Raw genomic sequence first — 16,447 nt, 5'->3', positions numbered from 1 at the left:
CCAGAGGAGGCGGTCAGCGGAACCGGACGTACCCGCGCACGTCCGCGGCGTGCATCTCCGTGAAGCCGAGGGACTCGTAGAACGCCGCCTGCCGCGCCTCCGTATCAGTCATCAGCACGTTCTGCCGCACCGAGCGGTGCGGTTCGAACGCGGCGTCCACGAGCGCCGCCCCGAGCCCCCGACGATGGTGGTCCGGGTGCACGAGGACGTCCTGCAGGTACGCGATGGAGACGCCGTCGGAGATGACGCGCGCGAGGCCCACCAGGCCGCCCCTCCCATCGCGCGCTGTCACCACGGTGGTGGAGCCGGCGAGCGCGGACATGAGGACGTCCGGCTGCTGCGTGTAGGCCGCCCAGCCGACGGAGTCGTACAGCGCAAGGGTCTCCGCCCTCTCGGGCAGCACGCCGAGCGTCAGCGTGCAGCCGTGGCCGCTCACGGGTCGGTGACGTCAGCGATATCGGCGCTGACGAACTCGAGCATCTGCGCGCCGTTGACGAACACGGCGCGGCCGTGCTCCCCCGCACCCATCGAGATGCGGCCTCGGCCGACGGTCTCATCCGCCACCACGGGCAGCCCCGCACCGAACGGGGTGATGGTGCCGCGCTCGAACCCGGTCACCTCGAGGGCCTCCTCAGCACTCGGCATCGCCGCCCGGTTCGTCCCCAGGTGTGCGCGCAGCTTCTTCCACGAGATGGCGCGGTCACCGGGCACCAGCACGATCACGAACCGGTGCTCATCGGTGCCGGGCGCGGCCTGCGGGTACCGGTAGCGCACCACCATCGACTTCACCAGGTCATGCGGGTCGATGCCGCGCAGGTGCGCCGCCTCCTCGAGGGACGAAGCGCGCTGCGTCTCAGTGACGTCGTAGTCGATGCCGGAGGCCGCCAGCGCCGCGAGCGCCCGGTTGCCGTCGGCCCCGGAAGCGGAAGCGGAAGCGGGCTGCCCGGCCTGCTCAGCCAACGTGCACCCACTCCCCCACGCTGCCGGCCGACGGGTCCTGCGCGAACTCAGTGCCGGCCAGCAGCTCGTTGAGGACCGCGGCGGCGCCGTCCTCCTCGATCGGGCCGGTGACCGCATCCGCGGCGTCCTTCACGTTCCGGTTCGCCTGCCCCATCGCCACGCCGAGGTTCGCCCAGCGGAGCATGTCGATGTCGTTGGAGCCGTCGCCGATCGCGAGCACGTTCCGGGCACCGAGCAGGTCGATGGTGCGCGCCAGCGCAGTCGCCTTCGTGACGCCCGGCGCGGACATGTCCAGCCAGGACGAATACCCGACCGCGTACTCCACACCGTGCAGCCCGGCCTTCTGGACGATCCGGCGGAACTCCTCCCGCGGCATGTCCGGCTTCGTGACGACCACGCGGATCACGTCCTCGTGGTCGCACAGCTCCTCGAACGACACGACCTCCGCGTGGATGCCGAACTCCGCATCCTCGAACGACTCCGTGGCGAAGAAGTCACCCGCAGCGGTCTCCACCGCGTACCGGCCCTCCGGCACCACCTCGCGCATGCGGCGCAGCGCCTCATCGGGGTCGAAGGTGCGGGTGTCGATGATCTCCGCGTCGCCGCCCTGGATCCGGGCGGTGATGGCGCCGTTTGCGGCGACGGCGTACCCGTCGGCCACCTGGGCTGCGCGCACCACCGGCAGGGTCTTCGACAGGCCGCGGCCGGTCGCGATCACGGTGTGGTGCTGCGAGCGGGACAGGCGGGCGAGGACGTCCGCGATCGCCGGGGACATCCGCATCCGGTGATCCAGCAGGGTGCCGTCCACATCCAGGCCCACCACGGCGGGCTCGGACCGCAGCAGGTCCATCAGGCTGCGCGGCATCCCGGCGGGGTCAGGCAGGGCGCCCTGCACTCACTTCACCTCGAAGATCTCGCGGCCCCCGAGGTACGGACGCAGACCCTCGGGCACCACCACGGACCCGTCGGCCTGCTGGTGGTTCTCCAGCACCGCCACGATGAAGCGGGTGGTGCCGAGCGTGCCGTTGAGGGTGGCGGCGGGGCGCAGCTGACCGTCGTGGCGCTCCCGGATGTTGAGGCGGCGCGCCTGGAACTGGGTGCAGTTCGAGGTGGAGGTCAGTTCGCGGTACGTGTTCTGGCTGGGGATCCACGCCTCGCAGTCGAACTTGCGGGCGGCGGAGGTGCCGAGGTCGCCGGCGGCGGTGTCGATGACGCGGTAGGGGACATCGATCCGCTCCATCATCTCTCGCTCCCACTGCAGCAGGCGCTGGTGCTCCTCGTAGGACTCCTCCACCTTGCAGTACGAGAACATCTCCACCTTGTGGAACTGGTGGACGCGGATGATGCCGCGGGTGTCCTTGCCGTACGAGCCGGCTTCGCGGCGGTAGCAGGCGGACCAGCCGGCGTAGCGGATCGGGCCGCCGTCCAGGTCGAGCACCTCGTCGCGGTGGTAACCGGCGAGGGCCGCCTCCGAGGTGCCGACGAGGTACAGGTCGTCGCCCTTGTCGAGGTGGTAGACCTCGTCGGCGTGCTCACCGAGGAAGCCGGTGCCCTCCATGGTCTCCGGCAGCACGAGGGTCGGGGTGATCATCGGGGTGAAGCCGGCCTTCGTTGCCTGGTCCAGCGCTGCATTGAGGATCGCCATCTCCAGCTGGGCGCCCACACCGCGCAGGAAGTAGAACCGTGCACCGGACACCTTCGCGCCGCGCTGCATATCGATCGCCTGCAGCTTCTCGCCGATCTCCAGGTGGTCGCGCACCTCGAAGTCGAAGGTGGGGATGGTGCCGTTCTCCTCGAGGGTCTCGAAGTCCTCCTCCAGTCCCTCCGGTGCGCCCTCCGCGATGTTGGGAATGGCGCGCAGGGCGCTGTTGCGGGCGGCGAGCGCCTCGTCGGCTTCAGCGTCCAGGCGCTTGACATCAGCCGACATCTGCTTGCCCTTCTCCAGCAGCGCCGGCTTCTCCTCAGCGGAGGCCTTCCCGATCTGCTTGGAGAAGGACTTCTGCTCGGCGCGCAGGTCCTCGAAGGCGCGGGTCTTCTCGCGCCAGGCGGCGTCCGCCTCCAGCACGGCGTCCACCGTGGCGGGGTCGCGGCGGCGCGCCTTCTGTGCCTCACGGACGATGTCGGGGTTCTCACGGAGCTGGCGAAGATCAATCATGCGCTCATTGTATGTTGGCCCTGTGAACCACGTATCAAAGCCCACGAGCATCGCCGTGGTCGTCAACCCGTCGAAGTTCGATGACCCCTCGGAGTTCACCGAGGAGGTCGCAGAGCTGTTCGCCGAGCACGGACTGCCGAAGCCGGTCTTCATCGAGACGACGGTGGAGGACGCCGGCACCGGGCAGGCGGAGCGGGCGCTGGCCGACGGGGCGGACATGGTGGTCGCCGCCGGCGGTGACGGCACCGTCCGCATGGTCGCCGGCGCACTCGCCGGAACCTCCACCGAATTCGGCATCATCCCCGTGGGCACCGGCAACCTCATGGCCCGCAACCTCGAGATCCCCGTGGATGATCTCGACGGGGCCGTGGCGGTGCTGGCCGACGGCGCCCGGGAGACCATTGACCTGGGCTGGCTGAGCATCGACCGCGGCCGCACCGAGGAGGACGAGCCCGCAGACACCGACGAGGAGCATCCGTTCCTCGTCATCTCCGGTGTCGGGTTCGATGCCGAAGTCATGGCGGACACCAAGTCCCGCCTGAAGAAGGTGGTGGGCGTGGCCGCCTACGTGCTGGCGGGCGCAACGCGCGTGCTCGGCAAGGCGATGCGGGTGTCCCTCACCCTGGACGGCCGCCGGGAGATGTCGATGCGGGCCCGCACCGTCATGATCGGCAACGTGGGCCGCCTGCCCGGCGGCGTCACGCTGATGCCCGGTGCGGACGCCACCAACGGGTCGCTGGAGATCCTCGCGCTGAACTGGCGCGGACCGGCCGGGTTCGCGCAGATCGCCACGGAGCTGGTGCTGCCGGACGCGCCGGAGCTCGCCCAGATCTCGTCCTCGCGGACCTTCCAGGCGCGCCGCGTCACCGTCAGCAGCCGCAAGTCGATGCCGGTGCAGGTGGACGGCGACACCCTCGGCCGCGCCACCGCGGTGTCCGCGCGGGTGCAGCCGCGGGCGCTCGCCGTGCGGATCCCCCGCGATCAGGCCTGACCCGCCGGGTACCTGACCTGCCGGGCGCCTGACCGGCGTCAGTCGGCGATCTGTGCGCGCAGGTGGGCGGTGAACTCCTGCGCCTCATCGAACGTGGTGTCGGAGACGGCGTCGTCCACGGTCGGTTCGGCGCCGTCGGCCCGCTGGTAGGAGCCGAGGAACACCAGGCGGGAGCAGATGCGATGCAGACTCTGCAGCGCTGCCTCCACGCGCCGGTCCTCCAGGTGCCCCTCCATGTCGATGGAGAAGGAGTAGCGGCCGAGCGCGTCCCCGAGGGGCCGCGATTCGATGCGGGAGAGGTCCACGCCGTAGGCGGAGAAGATCTCCAGGATCTCCAGCAGCGACCCGGACCGGTTGTGCGCCAGGTGCGCCACGATGGTGGTCTTGTCGGTGCCGGTGCGGGGAGGGATCTTCCCGTCACGGGCCACGAGCACGAAGCGGGTCTGGGCGCCGATGTTGTCCTCGACCCCGTCGGCCAGCACGTGCAGGCCGAAGCTCTCCGCCGCGAGCGGGGAGCAGAGCGCGGCGCTGGTGCGGGCGGCCGGGTCCGACGGGTCCATCTCCGCGATCGTGCGGGCCGCTTCCGCGGTGGACAGCGCGGGGATGGGGGCGGCGCCGGGCAGGTTGATGCGGACGAAGTCGGCGCACTGCGCCTGCGCGTGCGTGTGGGAGGCGACCGTGCGGATCTCGGAGAGCTCCACGGCTTCGCGGGCGGCGAGGACGAACGTGATGGGGACGATCTCCTCGGCGATGATGGTGAGGCCGGTGGTGGCGGCGAGGACGTCCAGGGTGCCGGAGACGCCGCCCTCCACGGAGTTCTCGATCGGTGCCATGAGAGCGTCGATGTCACCGGCCACGAGGTCGCCGGCGGCACCGGCCACGTTCGGGTAGGCGATCAGCTCCTGCCCGGTGGTCCTCAGCGCGTCCTGCAGCAGCGGCTGCTTCAGGACCTGAAGAAGTGCCTGATGTGTGAAGGTCCGTTCGGGACCGAGGAATCCAAAGCGCATGGCGCAACCCTATGCCCTACCATCGGGGCATGCGCCGCCTGCTCCACCTGATGGTCCTGTTCACTGCGGTCCTGCTGGTGGGCCCCGCCGCGGCGGCCGTCGGCGCCGCCCCGGTGGGCGCGGTGGGCGCCCTGGGCTCCTCGGGGCAGGGGGCCGACGGGGACCACGAACAGCTGGAGGCGCTCTACATCACCAGCGGCCTCACCTGGCCGGACATCACCGAGGCCGACGCCCCGAACCTCACCTGCTTCGCCCGCTCCTCCTCCGCCGGCACCGTCGCACTCACCTCGGACAGTGTCATGACCACGAAGCGGCAGGGCTGGACGTCGCTCGCAACAGGCAGGCGCGCACCCGTCGGCCCGCAGCCCTCCCCCACCCCGCAGCAGACGAAGGCCGGTGTGCCGATCCGCGACCTCGGCTCGGTCGCGAACGGACCGGGCGTGACGGACGCGCAGCGGCGGGCATCGATCCGCGCGATCGATGCCGAATTCGAGAAGCAGGCCGGCCGCTGCGGCGGCATCACCACCACGACCCCGCCCCATCGACCCGCGATCGCGGTGGCGAGCATCGGCATGACCGACCCGCCCGCCGACCGGGCCGACGCCGCCGAGGAGCAGCGCGACACGTTCAACCTGGAGGTGCCGCTGAACCTGCAGGTCGTGATGGACTCCCGCTGGGCCACGAACCGCTCCCTCACCTCCACGTCCACGCGTCAGCAGGGCCTCGTCACGAACCTCGACCTCGCCGAGGACTCGGTGCGGGCGGTGGAGCCGCTCGGCACGGACAGTTCCCGCGACCATGCCGAGGCGCTGACGCTGACGGCCCGCGCAATGGATGACCTGACGCCGATCCTGGTCGTGGTGATCGGCGTGATCGCCCTGGTCGGGGCGGTGCTCGCGGCGCTGGGCCGCACCACCGCAGTGCTGACGTTCGGTCTGCTCGCGGTGGCGGCCGGCCTGACCACGTCCACGGTTCCGTGGCCGCTGTCGCCGTGGCCGGCCGCGACGGTGCTCGGGTACATCCTCGTGGTGGCGACCGTCGGCCTGGTCGTGGTGGAGGTCTCAGTGCGGCGCCTCCTGCCGCGCCTCGCGTCCGCGCAGGGCCGGGGCCGACGGGTGCTGACGGTGCGCGGGCTCGACGCCGCGGCCGCCGGCGCCGTCCTCGCGGGCGTCATCCTGCTGGATTCGCTGACGGGGTCGCGGCTGCAGCTGGCGTCCCTGCTGGGGAATCAGCCGCTGTACGGCGGCCGGTTCTACGGGATGTCGAATCATCTGACGGCGTTCGTGCTCGCCGGGTGGGCGATGGGCCTGATCGCGCTGCTGCACGCCGCACCGCAGCTGTCGCGCCTGGTCCGCACCCTGGTCGTGGGTGTCAGCGGTCTGGTGGTGCTGGTGGTGTCCGCGGCGCCGCAGTTCGGCGCCGACGCCGGCAGCTCCCTGATCTTCGGACCGGTGCTGCTCCTCGCTGTGATGGCGGCGTGGGGTGTGCGGCTGCGGCCCGTGCACGTGCTGGTCGCGGGCGCTGCGGGTGCTGTTCTGCTCGCGGCGGTGGCGGCGCTGGATGCGTCGCGCGGTGCCGGTGCCCGCACGCACCTGGGGGACTTTGCGGCGCTGCTGGTGGAGGATCCGTCGGCCGCAGCCTCGATGGTGGTGAGCCGGACGGTGCGGATGCTGGAGCCGCTGTGGCTGTATCCGGTCGTGGCGGTGCCGGGCATGCTGATCATCGTCGCGCTGACGGTGCTCGCGGTCACTTCGCGGCGTGTGAGTGCCTGGGATGCACAGGCGCCGCTCGGTCGGGCGCTCAGGACCATTGCCGTGTTGGGTGCGTGGATCGGTGCGCTGACGAACGATACGGGCCTGGCGCTGCTCGCCGCGGCCTTTGCCGTCGGCACGCTCGTCCAGCTCGCGCTTCTGCCGCGTGTCAGCGGGAAAGGCCGCTAGTCCGTCTCGTCGGCCTGGTCGCCGACGGGCTCCTCCAGCGGGTCGTTCGGCGACAGGTGGCGGCGGGAGCGCAGCGCCCGCATCACGTCCCGCAGCTGCGCCGCACGGTGCAGCTGCGAGCGCATGTCGCGGCCCGTGGCGCGGTGGGAGAGCTCCGCGGGGATCTCCTTCACCCAGAAGCCCTTGTCCAGCGCGTCGATCGTCAGTCCCGTCTCCACACCCCAGCCCGGGGCGAGCGGCTGCACCGCGTCCCACGTCTCCCGGGTGATGCAGCGCGTGCCCGACAGCGGCTGCTCCGCCACGAAACCGGTCGCGCGCTCAATGCCGTTGCGGGCCGTGCGGACCACCAGGCCCATCCCCGCGGCACCCTCCTGCGGCGGCAGGGCCGCAATCGCCATGTCCACGCCGTCATCCAGAACCGCGTCGATCAGCGGGGCGGCGTTCGCCGCAGAGTCCTGCATGTCGCCGTCGATGAACAGGATCGGCCGCGCCAGCACCGGCGCGTCCTCCCCGTCCTCCAGCACCACGGGCAGTTCACCCGTGTGGCCCGGCACCGGCTCCTCAATGTGCTCGGTATTGTCCCCGGACCCGTCGGCCCGGTCGGCGTTCTCCCGCATCGCAATCAGGCGCGCACCGGTCGCCATCGCGGCCGCCTTGCCCTGGTTGACGCGGTGACGCACCACGAGGGCGCCCGCCCCCTGCGCGATCGCGGCAGTGGCATCGGTCGAACCGTCATCCACCACAACCACGAGGTCCACCCGCGGAATGGAGAACGCCGCCTGGACGGTCGCCTCGATGCGGGCGGCCTCGTCCTTCGCCGGGATCACCACTGCCGCGTGCTGCACGCGGGCCCCCTCGATGCCGGTCATCGCAGCGTGACCTGCCGGCTCAGGACGCCGCCGCGGGCGCGGCGCTCCGCACCCGTCAGCGGCTCATCAGTGTTCAGCGCCTCCAGGAACCGCTTCGAGAACTCCTCCGCGTGCTCGGCGACCCCGTCGGCCCCGAAGCCCTTCGGCAGGTCCCACACGGGGATGGTGAGGCCGTCGGCGCGGAAGGAGCCGACGAACTTCGTGCCGTCGGTGATCGCGGACTCGCGGCGGGCGTGCAGGCGGGCGATCGCGTCGATGACCCTGTCCTCGGGGGCGTCGAACACCCAGCGCAGGTGCTCCTTCGGGCCCGCGTCCACCCAGAAGCCGTGGTCGAGGCCGTCCACGGCGCGGGTGATCATAATGGCGTCGTTCGCCTGCTTCAGGCCCTCATCGAGCTCATCGGTGCGCTCCGCGCCCGCATCGATCCAGAACTCGAAGTCATCGTGGATCTCCAGGGGGCCGAAGCCTTCGGGGTCGAGGAGGTCCTGCAGGCGCGGCGACTCCTCCGTCATCTCCACCTGCGCGAACGACGTGCCCGGATCCGCCTCCAGCGCCGACAGCAGCGCCTGGCCGAGGCCGCGGGACACGTCCGACCCCGGAACGGTGGCCTGCATGCCGAGCAGCACGGTGCCGTCCTCACGCTTGCAGGACGGCCAGTTCATCGGCAGGATCGTCGCGATCTCCACCTCCTGGGCGCCGTGCTCGGCGGTGGTGCGGGCCGTCATAGTGGCCGACGGGATCAGCTGCCGCATCGCGACGAGGTCGCGCTCGACCGGCAGGCTGTGGAAGGGGCGGTTGACGAATTCAGAGCTGGAAGCCATGCGGTCATCCTACCGGCGGGAACCGCCCGAAACGGTCAGGACTGGGAACGGGGGCGGCGGCCTACTCGGCGCGGGGGCGCCGCTTGGGCGGCGGGGGCGGCACTTCCTTCACCGCGGTGATGATCGGCCGCGGAATCCGCGCGAAGCCCCGCTTCGTCTCCACCGTAATGGTCTCCTCGTCCACGGCTCGGATGTACCCGAGGGCGTCGGACGCTCGGAACGCGGCATCCGTCGGCAGGCGGTAGCGGGCGGTGACCCGCACCCCCACCTGCAGGAACGGCGCCCACCCGGGCCGTCCCGTCGGGTCCGGGGAGGCCGGCCGGGCCGACGGGTCCGGGCCAGTCGAGTCGGTGCCGGACACGTCAGTGAGCGGGCTCGTCCGTGCCGAACACGCGGCCCAGCGAGTTCATCACGTGGTAGATCACCAGCGCCGCCAGCGACCCCAGCGCAATGCCGTTGAAGGTGATGTCGCCGAACTGCCAGGTCACGTTCGCGATGCCCACCACGAGCGCCACACCCGCGGTGAACTGGTTCTTCGGGCGGGAGAAGTCCACCACGCCGTCCACCCACATGCGCACACCCACGATGCCGATCAGGCCGTACAGGATGAACGTGACACCACCGAGGACCCCCGGCGGGATCGTGAAGATCAGCGCCCCCACCTTCGGGCTCATCGCCAGCAGGATCGCCGTGATGCCCGCCACCCAGTACGCGGCCGTGGAGTACACGCGGGTGGCGCTCATGACGCCGATGTTCTCGCCGTACGTGGTGGTGGGCGAGCCGCCGAACGTGGCGGACAGCGTCGTGGCGAGGCCGTCGGAGAACAGGGTGCGGCCCATCATCCGATCCAGCGGCTTCCCGGTCATCAGCGACAGCGACCGCACATGCCCCACGTTCTCCGCCAGCAGCACCAGCACCACCGGCAGGAACATCGGCAGCACCGACGGGTGGAACTCCGGGAAGTGGAACGGCGGAAGCCCCAGCAGAGGAGCCTCATTCACCTCCGTGAAGTCCACTTCGCCGCGGACCACCGCAACCGCGTAGCCGATCGCCACACCGATCAGCACGGAGATGCGGCCCAGCAGGCCCCGGAACATCGACGTGCACAGCACCACCGCCGCCAGCGTCACCACCGCCGTCACGGTCGACTTCTGGAAGTTCTCGTATGCGGTGGGCGCCAGGTTGAAGCCGATCAGGGCCACGATCGACCCCATCACCACCGGCGGCATCAGCAGACCGATCCACCGGGTCCCGACCTTCTGCACCAGCAGACCCACCAGCGCCAGGATCACGCCCGTCATCAGGACGCCGCCCAGGGCCACACCGATGCCTCCGTCGGCCTTCGCGGCGGTGATCGGCGCAATGAACGCGAACGAGGACCCGAGGTAGCTGGGCACCCGGTTGCGGGTGATCAAAAGGAACAGCAGGGTGCCGAGACCGGAGAACAGCAGCGTGGTGGACGGCGGGAAGCCCGTCAGCAGCGGCACAAGGAACGTGGCGCCGAACATGGCGATGACGTGCTGGGCGCCGATGCCGATGGTGGCGAACCAGTTCAGCCGCTCATCGGGCGCGACCACGCGACCGGGTTCAACAGTGCGGCCGTTGCCATGCAGGGTCCAACGGAACATGAGTGCCTTCTTCGATCAGCGGGAGAGGGTGGGGAATGTGCGGCGCTGCCGGGTCTCGTCGCCCACATCCGGGACGCGGGCCCACAGGCCCGTGCCCGTCAGGTCGCGGTGGCGGAACTCGGAGAACCAGCGGTCCAGGCTCGGTGCGCCGTGCTCATCGCGCACCGGCGCCGGAACGGTCAGCATGAGGCCGGCCGCGATGCCGATGATGAGGGCCAGCCCGCCGTTCGTCAGGGTGCCGCCGGCGGAGGCGACCACGGAGTTCACGATCACGCCGAGGAACCCGAGGACCGCCAGCGCCACCGAGATCACCACCCCGGAGGTGCGGGCCCTGGCCGCATGGCGGCACATCAGTTCGTGGCGGGCCACAGCCGAGGCGACGGCGAACACCACCATGAACGCGGCGTTCATCGCGGCGATCGACAGCGGGGTGCCGTCGTCGTACCCGAGGAACACAGCAACGACGAACGCGAGCGCGGACACGAACCCGACCACGTGCATGATCAGGGAGAACTCGAACGCGCGCACCGTGTAGATGATCCAGTCCGAGCGCCTGAAGCTCAGCGGCATCGAGCGGACGTACGCCCGGTTGATCACGATGCCGAAGCCGACGAACAGCAGCGGCAGCCACACGTACCCGGTGGAGAACGACTGCGGCGCCGCGTACTCCATCTCGAGGGACGAATCCATGATCGCGCCGGCGACCAGCAGCCCCACCGCACCGACCTCGAACACGTACCAGGAGGGCCGACGGTGCAGAACCGCCTCGAGGAACAGGACGATCAGCGCGAGGCTCGGAACAGCATGCGACAAGGTCACCAGCGCGAACAGGTGCGCTCCCGCGAACGCCTTGCCGATCATCATCACCACCGCGAGGGCGAACGACGCGTAGGCGAGCACGCGCATGACCCGCAGCGCCATCCGCGCCCAGCCCTTCTGCTTCTCACCGGGCGTGTGGCCCTCGTGACGGGGCGGCTCACCGCCGACGGTCGCGCCGAGCGCCAGCAGCGCGACCCCGGCGCCGACGCCGATCGTGGGCCCGTCGGGCAGGGGATGGAAGAGGTCCGGCAGTGAGGCACCGAAGTCAGCGCCGATGACGCCGAGCACCGCCACCACCGCTGGGATCTGGCAGAGCATGCGGACGTTCTGGATGACCTGGAAGTTCGTGTCCTTCGCCTTCCACCGCATCAGCGACGCGGCGGCCACACCGACGATGCCGATGCCGGCGGCGATGCGGGCCGCGGAATCCAGCACCACGTGCTCGGATTCGGTGACGGTGGTGGCGAACACGGCGATGAAGGAGACGACGGCGAGGACGTCGCGCACGACGTCCCAGGGTGAGACGGTGCGGAACTGCACCGGCAGGGAGATCGACGCCTTCAGCTCTTCGGGGGCCACCGTGGGGGTGGTGCCGGAGCGGGCGTAGCTCTTCTGGATCGGTTCCTTCACCACGGCGTGCTCGGCGGTGCTCTCCCCGTCGAGGTCGTCATCGACGCGGCGCACCCGCACGGCGGTGGAGCCGCCGGGGCGGGTGGCTGCTTCTTCCTCAGCGGGCGACGCCGGCTGAGCGGGCGCAGCCGTGTCCGGCGCGGGCGCGAGGATCGGGATCTCCTGCGTGGAGGTGTCGGGCATGTCGGGGACGCGGACCGGGGCGGGGCGTTCAGGGCGCGTCAAACGGGGCTGGGCGGCAGCGTCGTCCTCCAGCTGCGCCTGCTGTGCACGCATCCGAGCGTAGTCCTCCGGGGAGGGCAGCTTTTCGGTGGGCACGAAGCCATCGTCGGTGGCGAAGAGCCAGTCGTCGTCCGACGCGTTCCTGTCCGAAGCCATATCTCCCTCACTGTCGAGTCCTTCGCCAGTGTAGGACCCGCACCCTGCTCGGCCATGGAGGCGCGGCGCGCGGGTGAACGCACATCACACGGGAGGTCGCGGGGACGGCCCCGCCGCCGGGGTCCGCGCGCGACTGCGAGCAAAACCTGGAGCAGATCCGCCGATCCACCGGGTCAACGACCCAAAAGGGCGATTCTGCTCCATCTTCTGCACACGGCCTCGCTGCTGAAGGCAGCCGATGCGGACCGGGGGCGGGGTGGATCGGGGGCTGGGACCGGACCGGCTGCCGGTCAGACGATGTCGTAGTGGGTGCGGGAGAAGCGGATCGCGGGGCGCATCGCGGTGCCGTCCGCGAGCGCCACCACCCGACCCACGATCAGGCGATGCGTCGCGGCCTGGTGCACATCCGCCACCTCCAGAGCGAACGAGGCGATGCCGCCGGTGAGCACCGCGTTGCCGTTCGGGTCGCGCTCGTGCGCCACGCCGTTGAGCATTCCCTGCAGCGGCAGACCGGGGGTGCCGAAGCGGTCCGCGAGGTCCCGCTGGTCACTGGACAGCACGGTCAGGGCGCAGGTACCGGCCTCCTCGATCGCTTCGGCGAGGCGGGACTCGCCGTACAGGCTGAGCAGCATCGTGGGCGGGTCGTACGAGACGTCGAGGAACGAGTCGATGGTGGAGGCGATGTCCCAGCGGCCGATCCGCGCGGTGGCGACGGCGAGCCCGGAGGGGATGTCATCGCTGAGGCGTCGGTAGGTAACGGTGTCGACGGGGCGCATCAGGACTCCTTCGGGCTCGGCCGGCTGAGATGTGCAGTGCTGCGGGTGGCGATGGGGGAACAGTGGGACCGGACCGCTCGACACCCTACCTGGGGGTCCGCGACCAGCACGGCCACTGCTCCGTGCGCACCGCAGCCTGCGCACCGCTGCGTGGACACCGTTCCCCGGGCTCCCCCAGAACAGCGGTTCCGCCCGCGCCGACAGGCAGGCCGCTGCGCTGGCGGGGACGCCGCGTGACGGGAGGGGGTGACCACAGATCCCTTCCCCGCCCGTCCGGTGACTGAGACAATGACCCGGTTGCTGACCGGCGAGCGGGGAGTTGGAGTGGTCATGGCCGAGCGGAAGCGGACGAGCCTCCTGTGGGGAGTGGAGCGGCTGCTGCCGAAGCCCGCTGACTACAGGGAGCTGCCCACCAGCTGGCCCCGCGACATCCTCGCCGGCATCACCGTCGGCATCGTCGCCCTCCCCCTTGCCCTCGCGTTCGCGATCTCCTCCGGCGCCGACCCCGAAATGGGCCTGATCACCGCGATCATCGCCGGGTTCGTCGCCGCCGTGTTCGGCGGCTCCCACGTGCAGGTCTCCGGCCCCACCGGCGCCATGGTCGTGATCCTCGCGCCGATCGCCGCAACCCACGGCATGATCGCCCTGCCGATCGTGGCGGTAATGGGCGGGATGATCGTCATCGTCGCCGGTTTCTTCCGCCTCGGGCGGACCGTGTCGTTCATCCCCTGGCCGGTGATCGAAGGGTTCACCCTCGGCATCGCGGTCATCATCTTCATGCAGCAGGTCCCGTCGGCCCTCGGCGTGGAGCCGGGACCGTCACTGAACGCCCTGGTGGCGGCGATCCAGTCGCTCAGCGGGGTGCGGCCGACGGATGCCCTCCTCGGCCTGGTCTGCGTGGCGATCGTGGTGGCGTCGATGACGCTGCTGCCGAAGATCCACCCCCGCATCCCCGGCTCGATCATCGCAATCGTCCTGGTGACGATCGTGGTGGACCTCGCGGGATGGAACCTGGCGCGCATCGGTGAGCTGCCCACATCGCTGCCGATGCCGCACGCACCACCGTTGGACCCGGACATGCTGCGGTCCCTGATCGGCCCGGCGTTCGCGGTGGCGGCGCTGACGGCGATCGAGTCGCTGCTGAGCGCCCGCGTCGCCTCCGGCATGACCACCGCCGGCACCTATGACGGTGACCGCGAACTGGTGGGCCAGGGCCTCGCCGGCATCGCGTCGGGCCTGTTCGGCGGCATGCCCGCCACGGGTGCGATCGCCCGCACCGCCGTGTCCGTCCGGTCCGGTGCCCGCACCCGCATCGCCGCGATCGTGCACGCCCTGTTCCTCACCGCCGTGGTGTACTTCGCGACCGATCTCGTGGGCCGCATCCCGATGGTGGCGCTGGCGGGCGTCCTGATGATGACTGCAGTCGGCATGGTGGATCGCCGCACTGCCGGTGACATCATCGGCACGTCCCGCTCGGATGCGTTCCTGTTCGTGGTGACGGCGCTGATCACCGTCTCGTTCGACCTCATCTGGGCGGTCGCGATCGGCATCGCCATTGCTGCGGTGTTCTCCCTGCGCGCCATGTCGCTGAACTCTGTTGTGCACCGGGAGGAGCTGCCGGGTGAGGCGGAGCCGGGTGATGAGCGCATCGCCCTCATCGAGTTCGACGGCTCCCTGTTCTTCGGCATCGGCGACCGCATCCTCACCTCCCTCGACGATGTCGACGAAGTGGACGTGGTGATCCTGCGGCTGTCCCACCTGCGGTTCATGGACTCCTCGGGCGCGCGCGTCCTGTCCGAACTGGTGAAGACGTTCGGCCGCCGCCGCATCACCGTCATCGTGAAGGGGATCCAGGCGCGCCACCAGCGCCTGACGGACCGCACCGGCGTGCTGTCCTCCCTGCAGCCGGACGACTACGTGATCGCGTCCATGCCGGACGCGGTGAATCAGGCCCGTCAGATCGTGCGGGAGCGCGAAGCGAAGCGCGCCGCTGCCGCACAGGAGGGCGCCGCCGTCTGAGCCGGGGGGCGACGGGGGCCGACGGGGCAGGCTCCGACGCGCGCTCGCGCGGTCCTCCGGAAGTGCCGGGATGCTCCTGCGACCGCGGGACCGAAGACCCTCGCAGCGCCCCCGGATCGCCCGTAGTCTGGACCCAGGACGAGCAGAGAAGCGACCCTTCTTTCCTCGTCCTCTTTCTGTTCCGGCCCACGAGGCTCCTCGCAGGAAGACGCCCCCGGGGCACACACGGTTCCCGTGTCCCTCCAGCACGAAGGCATTCGCGTGTTCGACACACCCATGACACCGAAACTGTTCCTCGACCGCGTGCTGAACGGCGCTGCCGTCGGCATCGTGGTCGGTCTCATCCCGAACGCGATCACAGGTGAGCTGTTCAAGCTCCTGGCGCGACTTTTCCCCGACATCTCCCTGTTCACCACCCTCGGCCAAGTGGTCGTGGGCCTCCAGTTCACCGTGCCGGTGATCGTGGGCGTGCTGATCGGCATGCAGTTCGGCTTCACCGCCGTGCAGACGGTGATCGTCGGCACCGCGAGCTTCGTCGGCTCCGGAGCGATGAAGTTCAGCCCCGACGGGGTCATGCTCGTCGGCATCGGCGACCTCATCAACACGATGATCACCGCGTCCGTCGCCGTCCTCATCCTCGCGTGGGTCGGCAACCGGCTCGGGTCCCTGACGGTCCTGTTCCTGCCGATCATCGGCGGCGGCATCGCCGGCCTCGTCGGCATCCTCACCCTGCCGTACGTCACCTTCATCACCACGGCGATCGGCACGCTGATCAACACGATCGCGGCGTCCCAGGGCCTGGGCCTGGCCGCGTCGGTCCTGATCGCGATGATCTTCGCCGTCATGATCGTCTCCCCGATCTCCACGGTCGCCGTGGCCCTCGCCATCGGCATCACCGGTCCCGCTGCCGGCGCAGCCAGCCTCGGCATCGCCGCTGCCGCCGCCGTCCTCATGATCGGCAGCCTCCGCGTCAACAACGCCGGCGTCACCTGGTCCACGTTCCTCGGCGCCATGAAGATGATGATGGGCAACCTGCTGAAGTACCCGATCATGGTCCTCCCGCTCGTCCTGGTAGGCGGCCTGACCGGCCTCGTGGGCGGCATCCTCGGCATCCAGGGCACCCCGGAGACCGCCGGCTTCGGCCACTCCGGTCTCGTGGGCCCCATCGCCGCCGCCAAGCAGCTCGACCAGGGCGGCATCACCGCGATCCTCATCCTCGTCCTTGTCTACTTCGTGATCCCGATTGCGCTGGCCGCCGCTGTGCACGCCCTGTGCCTGAAGATCGGCGTGTACCAGGCCCGCATCTTCGCGTTCTCCCCGCAGGGCGCCCCGGTGACCGAGGGCGCTGCCGATGAGCCCCTCGACCCGGACGCATCCGTCTCCGGCGGTGCACCGACCACCCGATCCGCTGACACCGACGCGGGCGCCTCGCCCGCACGAGCCTGAAGGAGCTG

15 protein-coding genes are annotated in these 16,447 nt (G+C 70.4%); 4 read left to right on the top strand and 11 right to left on the bottom strand.

Going from position 1 to position 16,447, the window contains the following annotated elements:
* Positions 1 to 13: 13 nt before the first annotated feature.
* The 4 genes from R3I40_RS11370 to serS are packed head-to-tail and all read right to left on the bottom strand — an operon-like array spanning position 14 to position 3,115.
* The gene (locus tag R3I40_RS11370) at positions 14 to 436 is read right to left on the bottom strand and encodes a GNAT family N-acetyltransferase (RefSeq protein WP_239376169.1); all 423 of its coding nucleotides are present in this window, start codon (positions 434 to 436) and stop codon (positions 14 to 16) included.
* Positions 433 to 960 carry an aminoacyl-tRNA deacylase gene (locus tag R3I40_RS11365; RefSeq protein ID WP_239376170.1) on the bottom strand — a complete coding sequence of 176 codons (528 nt, stop codon included), beginning with the start codon at positions 958 to 960 and terminating at the stop codon, positions 433 to 435. The genes R3I40_RS11370 and R3I40_RS11365 overlap by 4 nt, the downstream gene beginning before the upstream one ends.
* Positions 953 to 1,855 carry an HAD family hydrolase gene (locus R3I40_RS11360; protein ID WP_239376172.1) on the bottom strand — a complete coding sequence of 301 codons (903 nt, stop codon included), beginning with the start codon at positions 1,853 to 1,855 and terminating at the stop codon, positions 953 to 955. The genes R3I40_RS11365 and R3I40_RS11360 overlap by 8 nt, the downstream gene beginning before the upstream one ends.
* Positions 1,856 to 3,115, bottom strand: coding sequence for a serine--tRNA ligase (gene serS / locus R3I40_RS11355; RefSeq protein WP_183375971.1), 1,260 nt, complete (start codon positions 3,113 to 3,115; stop codon positions 1,856 to 1,858).
* 22 nt (positions 3,116 to 3,137) lie between these two features.
* On the opposite strand from serS, the gene R3I40_RS11350 reads away from it, so the two are divergent.
* Positions 3,138 to 4,106, top strand: a complete 969-nt coding sequence (locus tag R3I40_RS11350; RefSeq protein ID WP_183375968.1) for a diacylglycerol/lipid kinase family protein — start codon at positions 3,138 to 3,140, stop codon at positions 4,104 to 4,106.
* 38 nt (positions 4,107 to 4,144) lie between these two features.
* Here R3I40_RS11350 and pheA read toward each other — a convergent pair whose 3' ends face one another.
* The gene (gene pheA, locus R3I40_RS11345) at positions 4,145 to 5,113 is read right to left on the bottom strand and encodes a prephenate dehydratase (protein ID WP_183375965.1); all 969 of its coding nucleotides are present in this window, start codon (positions 5,111 to 5,113) and stop codon (positions 4,145 to 4,147) included.
* 29 nt (positions 5,114 to 5,142) lie between these two features.
* Here pheA and R3I40_RS11340 point away from each other — a divergent pair, with 29 nt between their 5' ends.
* The gene (locus R3I40_RS11340; protein ID WP_239376174.1) at positions 5,143 to 7,053 is read left to right on the top strand and encodes a hypothetical protein; all 1,911 of its coding nucleotides are present in this window, start codon (positions 5,143 to 5,145) and stop codon (positions 7,051 to 7,053) included.
* On the opposite strand, the gene R3I40_RS11335 is transcribed toward R3I40_RS11340, so the two are convergent.
* From R3I40_RS11335 to R3I40_RS11310, 6 genes are all read right to left on the bottom strand, one after another.
* Positions 7,050 to 7,922, bottom strand: a complete 873-nt coding sequence (locus tag R3I40_RS11335) for a glycosyltransferase (protein WP_285261947.1) — start codon at positions 7,920 to 7,922, stop codon at positions 7,050 to 7,052. The genes R3I40_RS11340 and R3I40_RS11335 overlap by 4 nt on opposite strands.
* A complete protein-coding gene (locus R3I40_RS11330) occupies positions 7,919 to 8,743 on the bottom strand; it encodes a DUF5926 family protein (protein WP_239376176.1) in 825 nt (274 codons plus the stop codon). Before R3I40_RS11330 ends, R3I40_RS11335 begins: the two co-directional genes overlap by 4 nt.
* A 61-nt stretch (positions 8,744 to 8,804) precedes the next feature.
* Positions 8,805 to 9,104 (bottom strand): putative acetyltransferase, encoded by a 300-nt coding sequence (locus R3I40_RS11325; RefSeq protein ID WP_239376177.1) that lies wholly within the window; start codon positions 9,102 to 9,104, stop codon positions 8,805 to 8,807.
* Between the two features lies 1 nt (position 9,105).
* A complete protein-coding gene (locus R3I40_RS11320; protein WP_259922493.1) occupies positions 9,106 to 10,371 on the bottom strand; it encodes a uracil-xanthine permease family protein in 1,266 nt (421 codons plus the stop codon).
* Between the two features lie 15 nt (positions 10,372 to 10,386).
* Positions 10,387 to 12,198, bottom strand: a complete 1,812-nt coding sequence (locus R3I40_RS11315) for a DUF7937 domain-containing protein (RefSeq protein WP_285261948.1) — start codon at positions 12,196 to 12,198, stop codon at positions 10,387 to 10,389.
* Between the two features lie 290 nt (positions 12,199 to 12,488).
* Positions 12,489 to 12,974 carry a flavin reductase family protein gene (locus R3I40_RS11310; RefSeq protein ID WP_239376181.1) on the bottom strand — a complete coding sequence of 162 codons (486 nt, stop codon included), beginning with the start codon at positions 12,972 to 12,974 and terminating at the stop codon, positions 12,489 to 12,491.
* 330 nt (positions 12,975 to 13,304) lie between these two features.
* On the opposite strand from R3I40_RS11310, the gene R3I40_RS11305 reads away from it, so the two are divergent.
* Together R3I40_RS11305 and R3I40_RS11300 are read left to right on the top strand one after the other, a co-directional pair.
* A complete protein-coding gene (locus R3I40_RS11305; protein WP_239376183.1) occupies positions 13,305 to 14,993 on the top strand; it encodes a SulP family inorganic anion transporter in 1,689 nt (562 codons plus the stop codon).
* Positions 14,994 to 15,269: 276 nt separating this feature from the next.
* The gene (locus R3I40_RS11300; protein WP_317700017.1) at positions 15,270 to 16,439 is read left to right on the top strand and encodes a PTS sugar transporter subunit IIC; all 1,170 of its coding nucleotides are present in this window, start codon (positions 15,270 to 15,272) and stop codon (positions 16,437 to 16,439) included.
* Positions 16,440 to 16,447: the final 8 nt, after the last annotated feature.

The sequence above is a fragment of the Helcobacillus massiliensis genome, from assembly GCF_033106145.1.
In the GTDB taxonomy this organism is placed as follows: domain Bacteria; phylum Actinomycetota; class Actinomycetes; order Actinomycetales; family Dermabacteraceae; genus Helcobacillus; species Helcobacillus massiliensis.
Note: the sequence above shows the minus strand (reverse complement) of the source record. Positions and strands in the feature narration are given on the sequence as shown.

Excerpts from the sequence above, each read along its gene's own strand:
- serS (WP_183375971.1), bottom strand. The coding sequence starts at position 3,115 with ATGATTGATCTTCGCCAGCTCCGTGAGAACCCCGACATCGTCCGTGAG.
- pheA (WP_183375965.1), bottom strand. The coding sequence starts at position 5,113 with ATGCGCTTTGGATTCCTCGGTCCCGAACGGACCTTCACACATCAGGCA.
- R3I40_RS11340 (WP_239376174.1), top strand. The coding sequence starts at position 5,143 with ATGCGCCGCCTGCTCCACCTGATGGTCCTGTTCACTGCGGTCCTGCTG.
- R3I40_RS11335 (WP_285261947.1), bottom strand. The coding sequence starts at position 7,922 with ATGACCGGCATCGAGGGGGCCCGCGTGCAGCACGCGGCAGTGGTGATC.
- R3I40_RS11330 (WP_239376176.1), bottom strand. The coding sequence starts at position 8,743 with ATGGCTTCCAGCTCTGAATTCGTCAACCGCCCCTTCCACAGCCTGCCG.
- R3I40_RS11320 (WP_259922493.1), bottom strand. The coding sequence starts at position 10,371 with ATGTTCCGTTGGACCCTGCATGGCAACGGCCGCACTGTTGAACCCGGT.
- R3I40_RS11315 (WP_285261948.1), bottom strand. The coding sequence starts at position 12,198 with ATGGCTTCGGACAGGAACGCGTCGGACGACGACTGGCTCTTCGCCACC.
- R3I40_RS11310 (WP_239376181.1), bottom strand. The coding sequence starts at position 12,974 with ATGCGCCCCGTCGACACCGTTACCTACCGACGCCTCAGCGATGACATC.
- R3I40_RS11305 (WP_239376183.1), top strand. The coding sequence starts at position 13,305 with ATGGCCGAGCGGAAGCGGACGAGCCTCCTGTGGGGAGTGGAGCGGCTG.
- R3I40_RS11300 (WP_317700017.1), top strand. The coding sequence starts at position 15,270 with ATGACACCGAAACTGTTCCTCGACCGCGTGCTGAACGGCGCTGCCGTC.